Here is a 17,503-nt window from a genome sequence, read left to right on the forward strand (position 1 = left end):
GGGGCCGGTCCCAGCCGGCCGCGCGAGGAGGACGCCGTGGAGCTCGTCGAGGTCGCCCGTGCGCTGCACGCGCTGCCGCCCGAGGAGTTCACGGCCGCGCGCACGGCCCGCAGCCGCGAGGCCCGTGCCGCCGGGGACCGCGACCTCGCGGCGCAGGTCGCGGCGCTCCGACGGCCCTCGGCCGCGGCGTGGACGGTCAACCGCCTCGTCCGCACCGACCCGGCCCGGGTGCGCGCGCTCCTGGACCTCGGGCGCCGCATGGCCCGCGCCCAGGAGGACCTCGCGGGTGCCGACCTGCGGGCGCTCGGGCGTGAGCAGCACCGTGTGCTCGGCGAGGCCCGGGAGGCGGTCGTCGCCGACGCCGCCGCATCCGGGCGCGCGGTCAGCGAGGCCGTGCTCGGTCAGGTGGAGCAGACCCTCCGCGCCGCGATGGCCGACGAGGGCGCCGCGGCCGCGGTCGGCTCCGCACTCCTGGTGACGGACCTCGCGAGCACGGGCTTCGAGCCGGTCGACCTCGACGGCGCCGTCGCCGTGCCCGACGCGACGTCGCTGCTCGAGGACGGCGACCTCGCGGCCGCGCCCACGACGGAGGCGGCCGCCGCCGCGCCGGACGACGACGTCGTCACGCTCCGCGGCACCCGCCGCGACGCGCGCGGGCGCGCTCCTGCTCCTCGCGCGGAGCCGACGGCGACGGAGGAGCCGCCGCCCGCGGGCGACCTCGTCACGCTGCGCGGCGCGCGCCGGCGGACGGCCACCTCGCGCGCCCGGACCGCCGACGCCCCGGAGCCACGTGAGGACGCCACCGTCCCGCGACGCACGACGGCTGCGCGGACGCAGGCCGACGAGGAGGAGCGTCGCGAGCGGGCACGCCGGGAGGAGGCCGAGGCGGCGCTCGAGGCGGCCACGCACGCCGCGGACCGCGCCCAGGCCGCGCTCGGGTCGGCGTCCGAGACGGCACGCGGCGCCGCGGAGCGCGAGGCCGCGCTCGCCGCCGAGGTCGACGAGGTCGCCGCACGCCTCGCCGACCTCCACCGCGACCACGCGGCGGCGCGCGTCGCCCACCGCCGTGCCGAGGCCGCGCGGCGCGCTGCGGCCCGTGACGCGACGACCGCGGCCGAACGGGTGTCCGCGGCCCGGGAGCGGCTCGAGCGCTCCTGACCGCGCCGAGCCGGCTGCCACGGCGGCCGCCGTCACAATCCCCCGGACGGACCGTTCAGGCCCGGCCACGGCCTGCCGATGGGCTGGTGTGACCATGCTCGCCCCCCGTCCCGTCGACACGCGGGCGTCCGAGCTCGTGGCCCTCCTCGACGCCCGCGCCCTGCGGTGCGTCTACCAGCCGCTCGTCGACCTCGGCTCGGGCCGTGCCCTCGGCCACGAGGCGCTCCTGCGCGGCCCACGGGGCAGCGCGCTCGAGTCGCCCCTCGCGCTCCTCGACGCGGCGCGCGGGGCGGGTCTGCTCGGCGAGCTCGAGCAGGCGTCGCTGCGCCACTCGCTGCACGACGCCGGCGCGCGCGCGGGCGGTCGGCCCACGACGCTCTTCGTCAACGTCGAGCCGAGCACCCTCACCGAGCGCCTCGACGTCGTGCTCGCCGCGGTCGCCGACCGGCCCTCGCACGTGCAGGTCGTCGTCGAGATCACCGAGCGCGCGCTCGCCGCCGACCCCGCGGGCATCCTCGCCGCGGCCGACCAGCTGCGCCGAGCGGGCTGCGCGCTCGCGCTCGACGACGTGGGCGTGGAGCCCGCGTCCCTCGCCTTCGTCCCCCTGCTGCGTCCCGAGGTCGTCAAGCTCGACCTCGGCCTGCTCCGCACGCTCGACGACCCGATGACCATCACGGTCGCGGGTGCCGTGCGCGCCTACGCCGAGGCGTCGGGAGCCGAGGTGGTCGCCGAGGGCATCGAGGCGGAGGACGACCTCACGCGCGCGCTCGTGCTCGGGGCGACCCTCGGCCAGGGCTGGCTCTGGGGCCGCCCGGACGAGACCCTCGCGCCGACGCGCACCGCGCCCGACCGCTTCGCCGCCCACCCCGGCCAGGACGCGCCCGCCGCGACGCCCTTCGACGTCGTCGCCGGGAGCGGGCGGCTGAGCCGCGTCCCCAAGCGGCTCCTGCTCCCGCTCTCCCAGACCCTCGAGCTGACGGCGCTCCAGTCGCGCGTCCCGCCGATGCTCCTCTCGTGCTTCCAGGAGGCGCGCCACCTCACGCCCGCCACCGGCCGCCGGTACACCGCGCTCGCGGCCCAGCTGCCCTTCGTCGGCGTGCTCGGTGTCGGCATGGCGTCGGAGCCGGTGCCCGCGGTCCGTGGGACGGCGCTCGACGCCGCCGACCCGCTCGCGCTCGAGTGGACCGTCGTGGTGCTGGGTGCGCACGAGAGCGTCGCGCTCGTCGCGCGCGGCGTCGTGCCGGCGCGCACCGACGTGCCCCGCCCCCGGCACACCGACGGCGAGCGCGAGTTCGACTTCCTCGTGACCCACGACCGCGACCGCGTCACGGCGATCGCCCACGCGCTGCTCGCGCGGATCACGCCGCGCTGAGACCGGGTCCCACCGCGCGCCGTCGTCGTGCGGGAGGATGGACGGGACCGCCCTGCCCACGCCCCGGCCCGTCGTGCCGGCCGCAGCCGAGGAGCGCACGTGCCCGGTGTGACCAGCGTCGACGTCGCGCGCGCGAGCGGTGTCTCGCGCACCACGGTGAGCTACGTGCTCAACGGGACGCCCGGCGTGACGATCTCCGAGGCGACGCGGCAGCGGGTCCTCGAGGCGGCCCAGCGCCTGGGCTACGCCCCGTCGGCCGCGGCCCGTGCACTGCGCCGCGGACGCACGGACCTGGTGCTGTGCGTGCTGCCCAACTGGCCGATCGGCCCGGTGCTCGACCTCATGCTCGACCACCTCGCGACGGCGCTCGCCGAGCGCGGGCTCTCGGTCCTCGTGCACCACGGCCGGGGTCCCCGTCCCCTGTCGGAGCTGTGGCGCGCGGTGACGCCGCGCGCGGTCGTCGGCTTCGCGGCGTTCGCGCCCGACGAGGAGCGCGCGATGCGCCAGGCGGGCATCCAGGTCGTGAGCACCATGGTCGAGCCCGACAACCCGCGGGCGTTCGCGGCGGACCAGGCCAACATCGGGCGCCTCCAGGTCGACCACCTCGTCGAGCGGGGCCACCGCGTGGTGGGGCACGCGGCGCCGGTGGACCCGCGCCTCGTGGACTTCGCCGGGCCCCGCGTCGAGGGCGTGCGCGCGGCGTGCGCCGCGGCCGGGCTCGCCGCACCGGTGGTCGCGGACGTCGAGCTCACCGTCGCGTCGGCGACCGAGGCCGTCCGGCGCTGGCAGGCGGCCGGCGTCACGGCCGTCGCGGCCTACAACGACGAGGTCGCGCTCGCGGTGCTCGCGGGCGTCCGCGCCGCCGGGCTGACCTGCCCGGACGACATCGCGGTGATCGGGGTCGACGACCTGCCGCTCGCGGCGCTCGCGAACCCGGCACTGACCACCGTGGGCCAGCCGGTCGGTGTCCAGGCGGACTACCTCGCCGCCGCGGTGCTCGCGACCCTCGACGGCGCCGCGGAGCCGCCGCCCCACCCGAGCGAGGGCCTGCGCGTCGTCGTCCGCGCCTCGACCTGACGGACCCCGGCTCCTGACGGGGCGCGGCCCGGACCGGCACCGCCCCGCGGCGCCCCAGCGCCCCGCCGGCGTCCCTCGTCGTCCGACCTCGACGTCGCGCCGGTCCGGGCGGGGCGTCACGGGCCCCGCCCGGACCGCCGGACCGACCTCAGCCCTCGCCGGGGAACTCCACGACGAAGCTCGGCGTGCCGGTGTTCGAGTTGTCCACCGGGGCGCCCGTGTCGTTGACGACGTGGTCGATCGTCCCCGCGCTGAGGTTGACGGTCATGACGTGGTGCAGGCGCACCCCGGGCGTGACCGGCACCTCGAAGCCGCGCGCGGCGTGGATCGTCGGGTCGACGTTGGTGAAGATGTACGAGCCGCCGCCCCACAGCTCGTGCTGCTCGACGTCGTCGGCCACCTTGTACGCCGCCCAGCCGAGCACGCCGTCGTGCTGCCACGCCGCCTGGTTCGGCGGGTCGTACGGCAGCTCGTTCTGGAAGAACACGGTGCGGCCGCGCTCGCCGTTCCAGATGACGTTGTACTCCTGGTAGTGCTCGACGAAGAGGCCGGTCGCGGTGACGTCGTCACCGTTGACCACCACGCCGTTGCGCCCGCGGCTCACGTCCCACCCGAACGAGCCCGGCACGCCGTGGTCGGCGCGCCACGCCCAGATGTGGTCCACGAGCACGTGGTCGCTGTTGATCTCGAGGGTGACGTCGGCGCTCCCGGCGTGCGGTCCGCCGATGCGGAAGTAGACGTCGCTGAGCGTCGTGGGGTTGGCGGGGTCGCTGCCCCGGCCGTTCCCCCAGCCGTGCCCGCCGTGCCGCGACCCGGACTGGCCGTGGCCGCCGTCCGGGCGTGACGCGCCCACACGCAGCAGCGCGGGCGACTCGACCTCGCCGGCGTCGATCGTCAGGCCCGCGACCACGACGCCGGGCACGTCGGCCACCGTGAGCGGCACGGCGCCGTCGACCGCGGTGAGCGTCGCGTGGCCGATGCCGAGCACCACCGTGTTCGCACGCTTGACCTGGATGCTCCGGGCGACGTCGTAGACGCCCGGCGTGAGCAGCAGGTGCCTGCCGCGCGCGAGCTGGCTGTTGAGGGTCTGGACGGAGTCGCCCGGCGAGGCGACGTAGAAGTCGCTCAGCGGGATCGTGCGGCCGGCCGTCGCGCCCTCGTCCCACGTCACGCCGCTCGAGGCCTGCTGGGCCGCCGGGACGCGGACCTGGTAGCGCCCGCGCGCGTCGACGTGGAGGTACGGCTTCTCCCGGCTCACCGGGGTCTGCTCGAGCGTCGTGTACGGCGGGTCGGGGAACGTCGCGTCGTCGGGCGCGCCGTCCACGCCGGCGAAGACGGCGTTCCACACGCCGTTGGACCAGCTGCCGATCTGGCTGTTGCGCGTGAGCCACTGCTGCTGCGAGCCGTTGACGACGTCACCGGCGCGGCTGTCGGCGATGTACCCGCCGCTCGCGTACTGGGGGCCGGCCGTGCAGTAGTCCATGAGCGAGAGCGTCCCGCCCGTGACCTCGACGCGGCGCATCGAGACGGCCTGGGACACGGCCCAGAAGTTGGCGCTGGACCGGCAGCCGTCCTGGCCCGCGGCGTTGATGCGCAGCGAGAGGTTCGACAGGGTGCGCCAGAAGTTGACGAGCGCGAGGCAGTTGCTCGTCCCGTCGTTCTCGAGGCACCGGTTGTAGGACTCGATCTTGCCGTTGATGACCACGTCCGTCGGCTGGGCGCCGAGGCCCGCGACCTCGGTGTAGTAGCCCACCTTGATCTGCAGCGGCTCGGCGTCGGTGCCGTAGGTGCCGGGCCGGAACAGCAGCGCGTACCGCGCGGTGCCCATCTCGGCGTCCACCTGCTGGGCGTGGATGGCGTCGACGGTCGCCTGGATCTCGCTGACCGGCATCGACGGGTCGAAGACGACGACGTTCGGGCCGAGGGAGGGTGCGGACGCCTGGTGGGGCCCGCGGTGGGTCGGCAGCGCGGTCGCGGTCGCGCTCGTCGCCGCGGACACCGCGGTCGCGAGCGCGAGGCCGACGACGAGCGCGCGGCGGGGGCGCGCGTGCCGCCGGGGGGCGGTGCGCGGAGGTCGTGCGAGGTGTGGTGCCATGCGGAGGCGGTCCTCTCCATCGAGGCGTGCAGGCGGAGGTGACTCGTGTCACCACGGCCGATCTCATCGCCCGGGGAGGCGCGTGTCAAGCCTTCGCCGTCCGGCCGCCGACCGGCAGCCGGACGGGCCGGTCGTCACCCGGACGGGTGCACCCCACGCGCACACGGCTCCCCCGGCGCGCGCAGGCGGACCGTCTGACCTACCGTCGGCAGGTGCGCCGACAGCTCGACCTCCCGCCCGCAGCGGGGCGGGGCGCCCTGCTCGTGACCGCGGTCGCGGCCGTGACCGCCCTCGCCGCGTGCGCGCCGACCGTCGGGGACGTCTTCCCCGAGGTGCCCGGCGCGCTCGAGCGCTTCGCGGCGCTGCCGCCTCCCGCGCCGCTCGCGCCCGCCGCCCCCGCCGAGCCCGAGTGCACGCCCGCACCGCTCGAGCGCCGGGCGGCGGCCGTGCTCGTCGTCGGGATCCCGGGCGCGCGCACCGCCGAGGACCCGCTCGCGCAGCAGGTCGTCGACCTCGGGGTCGGCGGCGTGTTCCTGTCCGAGTCCAACCTCGGCTCGCCGGGCCAGGTGCGCGCGCTGACCGCCGGGATGCGGGAGCGCGCCGCCCGCCCGCTGCTCGTCGCGACGGACGAGGAGTCCGGGCGTGTCTCCACGACGCGGGCACTCACCGGCGGCGGGCCCTCGCCGCGCCGCCTCGCGCAGACCCGGACGCCCGAGGAGGTGCGGGCGCAGGCCGCCGAGCTCGGCGCGCGCCTCCACGACCTGGGCGTCGACCTCGACCTCGCGCCCCTGCTCGACCTCGACGACGGCCCGGCCGACGGCGTGGTGGGCGACCGGTCCTTCAGCGGCGACCCGGCGACCGCGGCGGCGTACGGCCTCGCGTTCTCCGCCGGCCTGGCCGACGCCGGCGTCGTGCCCACCGTCAAGCACTTCCCCGGCCACGGAGCCTCGAGCACGGACACCCACACCGACGACGCCGTCGTCGACGCCTCCCTCGACGAGCTCGCCGCGCGCGACCTCGTGCCGTTCGTCCAGGCCGTCGACGCCGGCGTGCCCGTCGTCATGCTCAACCACGTGCAGTACGCCGCGCTCGACCCCGGGGTCCCCGCGTCGCTGAGCCCTCGTGCGTACGACCTGCTGCGCGACCTGGGCTTCGAGGGCGTCGCGATCACCGACAGCCTCGGCATGGGTGCGGTGAACCTGCGCTGGGACTTCCCGGAGGCCGCGGTGCTCGCGGTCACCGCCGGCGCCGACGCGGTCCTGACGACCGACGGGCGTCACGCCGTCCGCATGCGCGACGCGCTCGTGGCGGCGGTCGCGTCGGGCACCCTGCCGGAGGCGCGCCTGTCCGAGGCGGCAGCGCGCGTCACGGCGCTCGCGGGGGGCGACCCGGTCGCGATGTCGTGCCTGGACGTGGACGTCCCGAGCGGCCACCCCCGCGCGCCGCTAGGGTCCGCCTGAGCGCGGAGCACGGAGGCGGGGGTCCCATGGCCAGGCGAGTGAAGTCGGTCGAGCAGTCGATCCGGGAGACCGACGAGCCGGCCCACCGGCTCAAGCGCGACCTCGGGGTCTGGGACCTCGTGGTCTTCGGGGTCGGCGTCATCGTCGGCACGGGCATCTTCGTCCTCACCGGGACGCAGGCGGCGACCAACGCCGGGCCCGCCGTCGTGCTCTCCTTCCTCCTCGCGGGGCTGACCTGCGGGCTCGCGGCGCTCTGCTACGCCGAGCTCGCGTCGTCCGTGCCGGTCGCCGGCAGCGCCTACACGTTCTCGTACGCGACCCTCGGCGAGCTCGTGGCGTGGATCATCGGGTGGGACCTGCTGCTCGAGCTCATGCTCGGCGCCGCCGTGGTCGCCCGCGGGTGGTCCGCCTACCTCGCGCAGCTGCTCGACCTGCCGACCTGGGCGGCCGGCGACGCGGCGCGGCCGGACCTCGCCGCGATCGGGATCGTCCTCGTCCTGGGCCTGCTCCTGGTCCGCGGCTCCAAGCTGTCGAGCCGGGTCACGGGCGTGCTCGTCGTCGTCAAGGTCGCCGTCGTGCTGCTGGTCATCGTCCTCGGCGCGCTCTACGTGAACACGGCCAACTGGACGCCGTTCGTCCCGCCCGCGCAGCCGGCGCCCGAGGGCGACGCCTCGGTCCTCCACCAGCCGATCGTCCAGGCGATCTTCGGGCTCGAGCCGACGATGTTCGGCGCCTTCGGCGTCGTCGCCGCGGCGTCGGTCGTCTTCTTCGCCTACATCGGCTTCGACATCGTCGCGACGACGGCGGAGGAGAGCCGCAACCCCCAGCACGACATGCCGCGGGGCATCCTCGGCTCGCTCGCCGTCTGCACGGTCCTCTACATGGCGGTCGCGGCCGTCATCACGGGCATGGTCCCCTACGGCGAGCTCAACACCGCCGCACCGCTCGCCGAGGCGTTCGACAGCCTGGGCATCACGTGGGCCGCGCGGCTCATCGCGCTCGGGGCGGTCGCGGGCATCACCACGGTCATCCTCGTGCTCATGCTCGGCCAGACCCGGGTGCTCTTCGCGATGGCCCGCGACCACCTGCTGCCGCCCGCCCTCGCGCGGGTCCACCCGCGCTTCGGCACGCCCCACGTCATCACGGGCGTCGTCACGGCGGGGGTGGCCGTGCTCGCGGGCGTGGTCCCGCTCGAGGCGCTGTCCGAGCTCGTGAGCATCGGGACGCTCTTCGCCTTCACCGTGGTGTGCGTGGGCGTCCTCGTGCTCCGTCGCACCGCTCCCGACCTGCCGCGCGCGTTCCGCACCCCCGGGGTGCCCGTCGTGCCCGTGCTCGGCGTGGTGGCCTGCCTCTGGCTCATGATCAACCTGCCGCTCGACACGTGGATCCGCTTCCTCGCGTGGATGGCGATCGGGCTCGTGGTGTACGCCGCGTACGGCCGCCGGCACAGCCGGTTCGCGCACGGGCTCACCGAGCCCGTCGTCGGGCGCTGAGCCGCTCCCCGACCTGCGCCCGGGCGAGGCCGCCCCTACCGTCGGGGCATGACGCCCTCCACGCTGCTGCTCGTCCGCCACGGTGAGAGCCTCGGCAACGCGGCCGCCGCCGCGGCCCACGCCGCGGGGGCCGAGGTGATCGACGTGCCGGCACGCGACGCCGACGTCGCCCTGTCCCCGCTCGGCGCCGCCCAGGCCCAGGCGCTGGGACGGTGGCTCGGCACGCTGCCGGCGCAGGAGCGGCCCGACGCCGTCTGGGCGTCGCCCTACGTCCGCGCCCACCAGACCGCGCAGCTGGCCCTCGGCGCCGCGGGGCTCGACCTGCGCGTGCGGCTCGACGAGCGGCTGCGGGACCGCGAGCTCGGGGTGCTCGACACGCTCACGAACCGGGGGGTCGAGGCGCGCCTGCCGTCCGAGGCCGCCCGCCGGCGCTGGCTCGGCAAGTTCTACTACCGGCCGCCGGGCGGCGAGTCGTGGGCCGACGTCGCCCTGCGGCTGCGCTCCCTCCTCGGCGACCTCCTGCGGCTCGACGTCGGCCCGACCGTCATGGTCGTGTGCCACGACGCGCCGATCATGGTGATGCGCTACGTGCTCGAGGAGCTCACCGAGGCGGAGGTGCTCGAGATCGGCCGCGTCCGGAGCGTCCGGAACACCTCGGTCACCGAGCTGGCGCGCGAGCCCGACGGGTCCTGGGCGCTGCGCCGCTTCGACCGGGCCGACCACCTCGAGGAGCAGGGCGTGCCCGCCACCGTGCACGGCGGCTCGCCCGAGGGCACCGCGGTCCCGACGGCACCGACGGTGCCGGGCGGGCCCGACGGCCGGGGGCCGGGGACGGCACCCGTGGGTCGGGACGGCGACGTCCGGGCTGGTGAGACCCGTGGCTGACGTGATCACGCCGGCGCTGCTGCGCGGGTGGCCGCTGCCTGAGGACGCGGGCTCCAAGGACGCCCGGGGCTCGGTGCTCGTCGTCGGCGGGGCGCGCGCGACGCCCGGCGCGGCGATGCTCGCGGGCCTGGCCGCGCTGCGCGTCGGCGCGGGGCGCCTCACGCTCGGGGTCGCCGAGGCGGTCGCCACCGCGGTCGCGGTCGCCACGCCCGAGGCCGGTGCCGTCGGTCTGCCCGAGACCGCGGACGGCGAGCTCGACGGCGCGGGCGTCGAAGGGCTCGACGCCGAGCTCGAGCGCGCGCGGGTGCTCGTCGTCGGTCCGGGGCTGTCGGCCGCGGCCGCGACGGCCGCGCTGCTCGAGGCGCTCCTCCCCCGCGTCGGCAGCGGGACCGCCGTCGTGCTCGACGCGTTCGCGCTCGGCGTCCTGCGCGACGTCCGCGAGGTCGTCCGGCCCCTCGGCGGGCGGCTCGTCCTCACGCCGAACACGTCCGAGGGCGCGCGCCTGCTCGGGCTCGACGACGAGGACGACCCCGCCGCGATGGCCGTGCGGATCGCCGCGGAGTACGACGCCGTCGTGACGTGCCGCGGGGCGGTCGCCGACCCCGACGGCGGGCACTGGGAGGCCTCGACCGGGAGCGGCGGGCTCGCGACCTCGGGCAGCGGGGACGTGCTCGTCGGCGCGGTCGGCGGCGTCCTGGCCCGGGGCGCCACGCCGGCGCAGGCCGCGTGCTGGGGCACCCACCTCCACGGCGCCGCGGGCGACCGGCTCGCCGCGCGCGTCGCGGCGCAGGGCTACCTCGCGCGCGAGCTGCTCGACGAGCTCCCCGCGGTGCTCACCGAGCTCCAGGCCTGACGTCGCCCCGACGGCGACAGGCCCCGCCGGGATGCCGGCGGGGCCTGTCCGCGACGCGGGTCGAGCCCGTGGCGCGGGTCAGCCGGCGAGCGACGCGTCCGAGGAGAAGACGAGGCCCACGCTGATCTCACCGCTGGTGAGGGCCGCCTTGGTCTGCGGGCCACCCGCGTCGAGCGAGCTGAACTCACCCGCGCGGAAGTCGTAGACCTCCTCCAGGCCGAGCTGGCACTTGTCGCGCTCGGGGCACTCCGGCGGGCCGCCGAGGACGGTCGCCGCGCCCGAGCACTTCTCGGCGAGGTCCGAGAGCGTGGCGACGTCGTAGGTGTCCGCGAACTCCTGCGTCACCGCGAAGGCGTTCTGGTCCTGCGCCTGCGACGGCGTCCCGAAGACGACGCCGACCTGCTCGCCCAGCGCGGTGAGGTTCGCGACGGTCTCGTCGAGGTCCGACGACGACGCCGGCTCTCCCTCGCCGCCCTCGACCACGCCGTGCAGGTAGTCCGCCATCGTCGCGGCGTACTCGGGCACGACCTGGATCTCGCCGCTCTGCAGCGCCGGCCCGTACAGCTCCCGGTTGCCGATCTGCTGGACGGTCGCCTCGTACCCGACGGCCGTGAGCACGATGCGGTACAGCTCGCCGAGCGTCTGGTTCTCGCTGAAGTTCGCGGCGCCGATCGTCAGCGGGCCGCTCTGGGTCGCGGTCAGCCCCTCGGTGAGGCCCTCGGCGTCCGCGAACGCCTGCGCGGCGACGGCGGGCGTCTGCCGGTCGACGTCGACCGCGCGGTTGAGCTCGATGAGCTTCGGGGTGTCGAGGGCGGCCGAGACCGCGTCGAGTGCCGCGAGCAGCTCGGGGGTCGCCGCGGCGGCGTTGACCGCGGGGATGACGTTGTCGGTGTTCTGGAGCTGCTTGTCGTCCTCGAGCACGACCAGCTGCTCGCCCGCGACGGGCGCGCAGCCCTCCGCGCCGGCCTCGGCCGTCGGAGCCTCCTCGGTGCCGGACGACCCGGCCTCGCCGCACGCGGTGAGCGCGCCGGCGAGCGTCAGCGCCAGCGTGGCGATCGCGGCGGCGCGCGCCGGGCTGGTGCGGGCCGTGCTGGTCCGAGCGGGGATGCGCATGGTGTCGCCTTCCGTGTCCCGGCGCGCCCTCGTGGCGGCCGCGTGTCCGGCGAGCGACCCGTGGCCACTCGCGGCACCGAGCCGAACACGCGCGGGCCCGGCTCCGCAACCCGAGACCCCGGCACGCGCCGACATCGTGAGCGAATCGTCACCAACCCGGACCGACCGGACGCCGTCCGGGCCGCCCGCGCGGCCGCAGGGGCCTGGCCTCAGGCGGGCCGCGCCGCTCGCTCGCGCCGGATCCCGCGCGGCGTGACGGCACGCTCCACGACCGCCAGCACGCCCTCGACGAGCAGCGCCAGGAGCGTCACGAGCAGACCCCCGGCCAGGATCTGGCCCCCGCCCACGGCCATGCCGAGCCCGAACCCCGCGCTGATGATCTGGCCGAGGCCGCCCCCGTTGACGAAGGACGCGAGCGCGGCCGTCGCGACGACCTGGACCGCGGCGGTCCGCAGGCCGGTCGCGAGGTACGGCACCGCGAGCGGGACCTCGACCCGGCGCAGCACCTGCGCGCCCGACAGGCCCATGCCGCGCGCCGCGTCGCGCGCCTCGGCGTCCGCCTGCGCGACGCCCGTCTGCGCGTTCGCGAGCAGCGGGGGGATCGCGAACACGGTGAGCGCGATGACGACGGGCGCACGGCCGAAGCCGAGGAAGGTGAGGGGCAGCAGCGTGAGCATCGCGATGACCGGGACCGCGAGGGTGAGGTTCGACAGGACGACGGCGACGGCCGCCCCGCGTCCGGTGTGGCCCAGCCACAGGCCGAGCGGCCAGGCGACGAGGCACGCGAGGAGCACCGCCGCACCCGAGATCGCGACGTGCTCGCCGAGCCGGTCGAGCACGCCGCCGGGGTTGGTCCAGTTCAGGGGGTCGTTGAGCCACGTCACCGCCTGCTCGAGGGCGTTCACCGGCGCCTCACCCCGCCGCCCGGCGCGTCCAGGGCGTGAGCGCGCGGCCCAGGGCTGCGAGCACGAGGTCGAGCAGGAGGGCGAGCGCGACGCACAGCACCGTGCCCGTGAGGATCTCGGCCCGGTAGAAGTTGTTCCGGAAGCCGCCGAGGATCAGCTGGCCCAGCCCCCCGTGGCCGACGAGGACGCCGATCGTCGTGAGCGCGACCGTCGAGACCGTCGCGAGGCGCAGGCCCGTCATGATCCCGGGGAGCGCGAGCGGCAGCTCGACCCTGAGCAGGGTGGCGAGGCGGCCGTAGCCCATGCCGCGGGCGGCGTCGAGCACGTCGGGCGGGACCTGCTGCAGCCCGGCGAGGCTGTTGCGGAGGATGAGCAGGAGCGCGTACACCACCAGGCCCAGCAGCACGGTCCGCGTGCCGGTGCCCAGCACGGGCGCGACGAACGCGAAGAGCGCGAGCGAGGGCACGGTGTACAGGACGCCCGAGACGGCGAGCAGCGGGCCGCCGAGGCGGCGGAACCAGTACGCTGCCACGGCCAGCGGCACCGCGATCGCCGTCGCGAGGACCACGGCCTGCGTGGTCAGCAGCGCGTGCTCCCGCAGCGCGGCGAGGATCGTCTCCGTGTTGTCCTGGAGGTACCGCGCCGAGAACCACGGGTTGCCCGGGTCCGCGGCGACCACCGATCGGGAGGACATGCGTGGACGCTACCCCGCAGGCCCCGGCCCCCGCCGCCCGGGCCACGGCGCCCGGACCGGGTGACGCCGCGCCCCTGGTGCTCGAGCACCTGCGCAAGGAGTACCCGGACGGGACCGTGGCGGTGCGGGACCTCGGCCTGGAGGTCGCGGCGGGCGAGCTCATGGTGCTCATCGGCCCCTCGGGCTGCGGTAAGTCGACGGTCCTGCGCATGATCAACCGGCTCGTGGAGCCCACGAGCGGGCGCATCCTCCTCGGCGGGGAGGACGTCACCGCGGGCGACCCGGTCGAGCTGCGGCGTCGCATCGGCTACGTCATCCAGAACGTCGGCCTCTTCCCGCACCAGACCATCGAGACCAACGTCGGCACCGTCCCGCGCCTGCTCGGCTGGCCCGCGCGGCGCGTGCGCGAGCGCAGCGCGGAGCTGCTCGAGCTCGTCGGGCTCGACCCCGGCGTCTTCGCGCGCCGCTACCCGCACCAGCTCTCGGGCGGCCAGCGCCAGCGCGTGGGCGTCGCGCGCGCCCTGGCCGCGGACCCGGTGATGCTCCTCATGGACGAGCCCTTCTCCGCGGTCGACCCCATCGCGCGCGCCCGGCTCCAGGACGAGTTCCTGCGCCTCCAGGCCGACGTGCGCAAGACGATCGTGCTCGTCACGCACGACCTCGACGAGGCGATCCGCCTCGGCGACCGGGTCGCCGTCCTGTCCCAGGGCGGGAACCTCGAGCAGTCCGCGCCGCCGCGCGAGGTGCTCGGCGCGCCGGCGTCGCCGTTCGTGCGCGAGTTCGTCGGCGAGGACCGTGCGATCCGCCGGCTCGCCGCGACGCCCGTGACGCCCGACCTGCTGCAGCCCGCGGCGACGCTCGACGGCGTCACCGGAGTGCCCTCGGTCGCGCTCGGCACGTCGCTCTACGACGCCCTCGCGGTCCTGCTGCGGACCAACGCCGACGTCGCGCGCGTGACCGACGGCGAGCGCACGCTCGGCGCGCTCAGCCGGCACCGCGTCCTCAGCATCGACTACCCCGCGGACCCGGTCGCCTGAGCCGCGGGGCCGGGGGTCAGCCGAGCTCGGCGAGCGCGGCCTCGATCCCCCGGTGGAAGGTCGGGTACGCGTAGATCATCGAGCGCAGGGTCGCGACGGGCACCCCCGCGTGCACGGCGACCGCGAGCGCGCCCAGCACCTCGCCGCCCGACGGCCCCGCCGCCGTCGCGCCCACGAGCACGTCCCGCTCGCCGTCGACGACGAGCTTGAGGAAGCCCTCGTTGCCCGTGTGGTGGATCCAGCCACGCGTCGTCGAGGCGATGTCGACCTGGGCGGTGCGGACGTCCGCGAGCCGCTCGCGCGCCTGGCGCTCGGTCAGCCCGACGGCGCCGACCTCGGGCTCGGTGAACGTCACGCGCGGCAGCGCGTGGTACGACGCCGGCGGCCCGTCCTGGCCGAGGACGTCGCGCACGACGACGCCCGCCTGGTACATGGCGACGTGCGTGAACGCGCCCCGGCCCGTGACGTCGCCCACGGCCCAGACGCCGTCGGCGACCCGGCAGCGCTCGTCGACCGTCGCCGCACGCGCGGACGCGTCCTGTCCGACGACGTCGAGGCCGACCGCCGCGAGGTCCACGCGGCGCCCGGTAGCGACGAGCAGCCGCTCGGCGTGCACGACACCGCCCTCGGGCCGGTCCGGCCCCCGGACGTCGACCGTCACGCGCACGCCGTCGCCGTCGGGCTCGACGCGCGTCGCGCGCGCCCGCGTCAGCACCCGGATGCCGTCCGCCTCCAGCACGCGCCGCACGAGGTCGCCGGACTCCGGCTCCTCCATCGAGAGCGGCCGCTCGGACGACTCGACGAGCGTCACCTCGACGCCGAACCGGGCGAAGACCTGGGCGAGCTCGCACCCGACCGGGCCGCCGCCGAGCACCACGAGCGACGCGGGCAGCGTCGCGGCCTCGACGGCCCCGCGGTTGGTCCAGTACGGCACGGTGCCGAGCCCGTCGAGGTCGGGCACCGCCGGGGCCGAGCCGCTCGCGACGACGACCCCGCGCCGCGCCCGGTGGCGGCTGGTCCCGTGCGGCCCGACCACCTCGACGACGTCGCGCTCGACGAGCCGTCCGCGCCCGCGGACGAGCCTGCCGCCCTTGCCCGTGAACCGGTCGACGGCGACGGTGTCGTCCCAGTCGTCGGTCGCCTCGTCGCGGATCCGGCGCGCGACGGGCGCCCAGTCGGCCCGGACCCCCTCGACGGACCCGGCGAGCGCGCCGACGCGCCCGGCCTCGGCGAGCGTCTCCCCCGCGCGCACCATCATCTTGGTCGGCACGCAGGCCCAGTACGGGCACTCGCCGCCGACGAGCTCGGCCTCGACGCCCAGCACGTCGAGCCCTGCCTCCGCGAGGCGACCGGCCACCTCCTCCCCGCCCGGTCCCATCCCGATGACGACGACGTCGTGCTCCTCCATGCCCGCTCCCTCGGCCGGACGCAGGACCCCGGCCGGGGACCGCAGGCGTCTGCAGCGAGGCTAGCCAGCGCTCCCGGCCGGGGCGAGGGTGCGTTGACCGCGCCCAGGGCCGGTCCTAGGGTCGAAGGGCCGACCAGCCGATGGTCGTCTGGTCCGCGCCAGGAGGAGCCATGCTCTCCGACCACGCCCCCATGCCCGTGCTCGCCGTGACCGACATGGACCGCGCCAAGGAGTTCTACGAGGGGACGCTCGGCTTCACGGCCGAGGAGCCGTTCCCAGGGGCGCTCACCTACACCGCCGGTGGTGTGCCGATCTTCGTCTACCAGTCGAGCTACGCGGGCACGAACCGGGCGACGGCGATCTCGTTCATCGTGCCGTCGGACGTGTTCGACCGGGAGGTGGCGGACCTGCGGTCCCGGGGCGTGCGGTTCGAGACCTACGACATGCCCGAGGTCGTCTTCCACGACGGCGTCGCCGACATGGACGGGATGCGGTCGGTCTGGTTCGAGGACCCCTTCGGGAACATCATCAACGTCGGGACCGACGGCAGCTGAGCCAGGACCCGGGCACCGTGCCGGCCGCGCCACCGGACGAGGGCCTCGCACGGCGCGTCGAGCGCGTGTACCTCGTGCTGGTGCTCGGCAACACGCTCGCGGCGTCGTACATCTGGGGCATCAACACGCTCTTCCTGCTCGACGCGGGTCTGACGAACCTCGAGGCGTTCGCGGCCAACGCGTTCTTCAGCGTGGGCATGGTCGTCTTCGAGATCCCGACCGGTGTCGTCGCGGACACGCGGGGGCGGCGGTTCTCGTACCTCGCGGGGACCGTCGTCCTCGCCGCGACGACCGCGCTCTACTACGCGCTGTGGGTGTGGCAGGCGCCGTTCTGGCAGTGGGCGGTGTCCTCGGCGCTCCTCGGTCTCGGGTTCACGTTCTTCTCCGGCGCGCTCGAGGCGTGGGTCGTCGACGCCCTCAAGCACGCGCGGCACGCCGGCAGCCTCGAGGCGGTGTTCGGCCGGGCCCAGGTGGTGTCGGGCGCGGCGATGCTCGTCGGGTCCGTGCTGGGCGGTGTCGTCGCGCAGGCCACCGACCTGGGCGTGCCCTACGTCCTCCGCGTCGCGACGCTCGTCCTGATGTTCGTCGTCGCCGCGGTGCTCATGAGGGAGCTGGGCTTCACGCCGGACCGCGGTCGCCCCGCGCGCGAGGTCGCGCGGGACGTCGCCACGACCTCGTTCGACTACGGCCGCCGACACCCGCCGGTGCGGTGGCTCATGGCGGCCGGGGCCTTCACGTCGGGCGTCGGGTTCTACGCCTTCTACGCGATGCAGCCGTTCCTGCTCGAGCTCTACGGCGAGGGCGGCGCCTACGGCGTCGCCGGCATCGCGGCGGCGGTCGTGGCCGGGTCGCAGCTCGTCGGCGGTCTCGCGGCGCCGCGGGTGCGCGCCGTCGTGCGGCGGCGCACGACGGCGATCGTGCTCGGCACCGCGGTGAGCGCCCTGGTCCTCGCGGTCCTAGGGCTCACGCGGTCGTTCGCCGTCGCCCTCCTGCTGCTCGTGCTCATGGGGATCGCGCAGGCCGCGATCTTCCCCATCCGCCAGGCGTTCCTCAACGACCTGGTCCCGTCCAGCCAGCGCGCCACGCTGCTGTCGGCCGACTCGATGGTCGCGGGCGTGGGCGCCGCGGCGGTCCAGCCGGCGCTCGGCCGGTCGGCGGACGTGTGGGGGTACGGCACGTCGTACGTCATCGGCGCGGGCGTCGAGCTGCTGGCCCTGCCCCTGCTGCGGCTCAGCCGGCGGGGCGCGGGCGCCGCGGACGTGAGGACCGACGCCGCAGAGCCCGCCCCCGCGGCGGAGGCCTGACCGCCCGTGCGGCGCGCGTGACGCTGGGGGCTGCTCAGCACTCCGCGAGGGCCCCGACCGGCCCCACCGGTCCCTCGAGCCCCACGCGCCGCACG

At 76.3% G+C, this 17,503-nt stretch carries 15 protein-coding genes; 10 read left to right on the forward strand and 5 right to left on the reverse strand.

Annotated elements, in window-relative coordinates; all coding sequences use genetic code 11:
- Positions 1-36 precede the first annotated feature (36 nt).
- From JIG38_RS00345 to JIG38_RS20830, 3 genes are all read left to right on the forward strand, one after another.
- Positions 37-1,158 (forward strand): hypothetical protein, encoded by a 1,122-nt coding sequence (locus JIG38_RS00345; protein ID WP_199421520.1) that lies wholly within the window; start codon positions 37-39, stop codon positions 1,156-1,158.
- 94 nt (positions 1,159-1,252) lie between these two features.
- Positions 1,253-2,530, forward strand: coding sequence for a sensor domain-containing phosphodiesterase (locus JIG38_RS00350; protein ID WP_199421521.1), 1,278 nt, complete (start codon positions 1,253-1,255; stop codon positions 2,528-2,530).
- Between the two features lie 99 nt (positions 2,531-2,629).
- Positions 2,630-3,607: a LacI family DNA-binding transcriptional regulator gene (locus JIG38_RS20830; RefSeq protein ID WP_199421522.1), complete on the forward strand. Its 978-nt coding sequence runs from the start codon at positions 2,630-2,632 to the stop codon at positions 3,605-3,607.
- A 148-nt stretch (positions 3,608-3,755) separates the two neighbouring features.
- Here JIG38_RS20830 and JIG38_RS00360 read toward each other — a convergent pair whose 3' ends face one another.
- Positions 3,756-5,702 carry a pectate lyase-like domain-containing protein gene (locus tag JIG38_RS00360; RefSeq protein ID WP_199421523.1) on the reverse strand — a complete coding sequence of 649 codons (1,947 nt, stop codon included), beginning with the start codon at positions 5,700-5,702 and terminating at the stop codon, positions 3,756-3,758.
- A gap of 212 nt (positions 5,703-5,914) precedes the next feature.
- On the opposite strand from JIG38_RS00360, the gene JIG38_RS00365 reads away from it, so the two are divergent.
- Genes JIG38_RS00365 through JIG38_RS00380 form a run of 4 tightly spaced genes read left to right on the forward strand, consistent with a single transcriptional unit; the run spans position 5,915 to position 10,393 of the window.
- Positions 5,915-7,162, forward strand: a complete 1,248-nt coding sequence (locus JIG38_RS00365; RefSeq protein ID WP_199421524.1) for a glycoside hydrolase family 3 N-terminal domain-containing protein — start codon at positions 5,915-5,917, stop codon at positions 7,160-7,162.
- Positions 7,163-7,188: 26 nt separating this feature from the next.
- Positions 7,189-8,655, forward strand: a complete 1,467-nt coding sequence (locus JIG38_RS00370) for an amino acid permease (protein ID WP_199421525.1) — start codon at positions 7,189-7,191, stop codon at positions 8,653-8,655.
- Positions 8,656-8,703: 48 nt separating this feature from the next.
- Positions 8,704-9,540 (forward strand): histidine phosphatase family protein, encoded by an 837-nt coding sequence (locus tag JIG38_RS00375; protein WP_199421526.1) that lies wholly within the window; start codon positions 8,704-8,706, stop codon positions 9,538-9,540.
- Positions 9,533-10,393: an NAD(P)H-hydrate dehydratase gene (locus JIG38_RS00380; RefSeq protein WP_307844389.1), complete on the forward strand. Its 861-nt coding sequence runs from the start codon at positions 9,533-9,535 to the stop codon at positions 10,391-10,393. The genes JIG38_RS00375 and JIG38_RS00380 overlap by 8 nt, the downstream gene beginning before the upstream one ends.
- 78 nt (positions 10,394-10,471) lie before the next feature.
- Here JIG38_RS00380 and JIG38_RS00385 read toward each other — a convergent pair whose 3' ends face one another.
- The 3 genes from JIG38_RS00385 to JIG38_RS00395 form a co-directional block, all read right to left on the reverse strand.
- Positions 10,472-11,506, reverse strand: a complete 1,035-nt coding sequence (locus tag JIG38_RS00385; protein ID WP_199421527.1) for a glycine betaine ABC transporter substrate-binding protein — start codon at positions 11,504-11,506, stop codon at positions 10,472-10,474.
- Positions 11,507-11,715: 209 nt separating this feature from the next.
- The gene (locus tag JIG38_RS00390; RefSeq protein WP_199421528.1) at positions 11,716-12,411 is read right to left on the reverse strand and encodes an ABC transporter permease; all 696 of its coding nucleotides are present in this window, start codon (positions 12,409-12,411) and stop codon (positions 11,716-11,718) included.
- A gap of 7 nt (positions 12,412-12,418) precedes the next feature.
- A complete protein-coding gene (locus JIG38_RS00395) occupies positions 12,419-13,105 on the reverse strand; it encodes an ABC transporter permease (RefSeq protein ID WP_199421529.1) in 687 nt (228 codons plus the stop codon).
- A gap of 2 nt (positions 13,106-13,107) precedes the next feature.
- On the opposite strand from JIG38_RS00395, the gene JIG38_RS00400 reads away from it, so the two are divergent.
- Positions 13,108-14,142: an ABC transporter ATP-binding protein gene (locus tag JIG38_RS00400; RefSeq protein ID WP_199421530.1), complete on the forward strand. Its 1,035-nt coding sequence runs from the start codon at positions 13,108-13,110 to the stop codon at positions 14,140-14,142.
- 16 nt (positions 14,143-14,158) lie between these two features.
- Here the strand turns inward: JIG38_RS00400 and JIG38_RS00405 are convergent, their stop codons facing one another.
- Entirely contained in the window at positions 14,159-15,550 is a 1,392-nt protein-coding gene (locus JIG38_RS00405; RefSeq protein ID WP_199421531.1) for a dihydrolipoyl dehydrogenase family protein, read from the reverse strand.
- A gap of 170 nt (positions 15,551-15,720) precedes the next feature.
- Here JIG38_RS00405 and JIG38_RS00410 point away from each other — a divergent pair, with 170 nt between their 5' ends.
- Entirely contained in the window at positions 15,721-16,104 is a 384-nt protein-coding gene (locus JIG38_RS00410) for a VOC family protein (protein WP_199421532.1), read from the forward strand.
- Between the two features lie 17 nt (positions 16,105-16,121).
- The gene (locus JIG38_RS00415; protein WP_199421533.1) at positions 16,122-17,408 is read left to right on the forward strand and encodes an MFS transporter; all 1,287 of its coding nucleotides are present in this window, start codon (positions 16,122-16,124) and stop codon (positions 17,406-17,408) included.
- The last annotated feature ends 95 nt before the right edge of the window (positions 17,409-17,503 follow it).

Origin of the sequence: Actinotalea solisilvae (assembly GCF_016464425.1) — a bacterium.
GTDB classification, from domain to species: Bacteria; Actinomycetota; Actinomycetes; order Actinomycetales; family Cellulomonadaceae; genus Actinotalea; species Actinotalea solisilvae.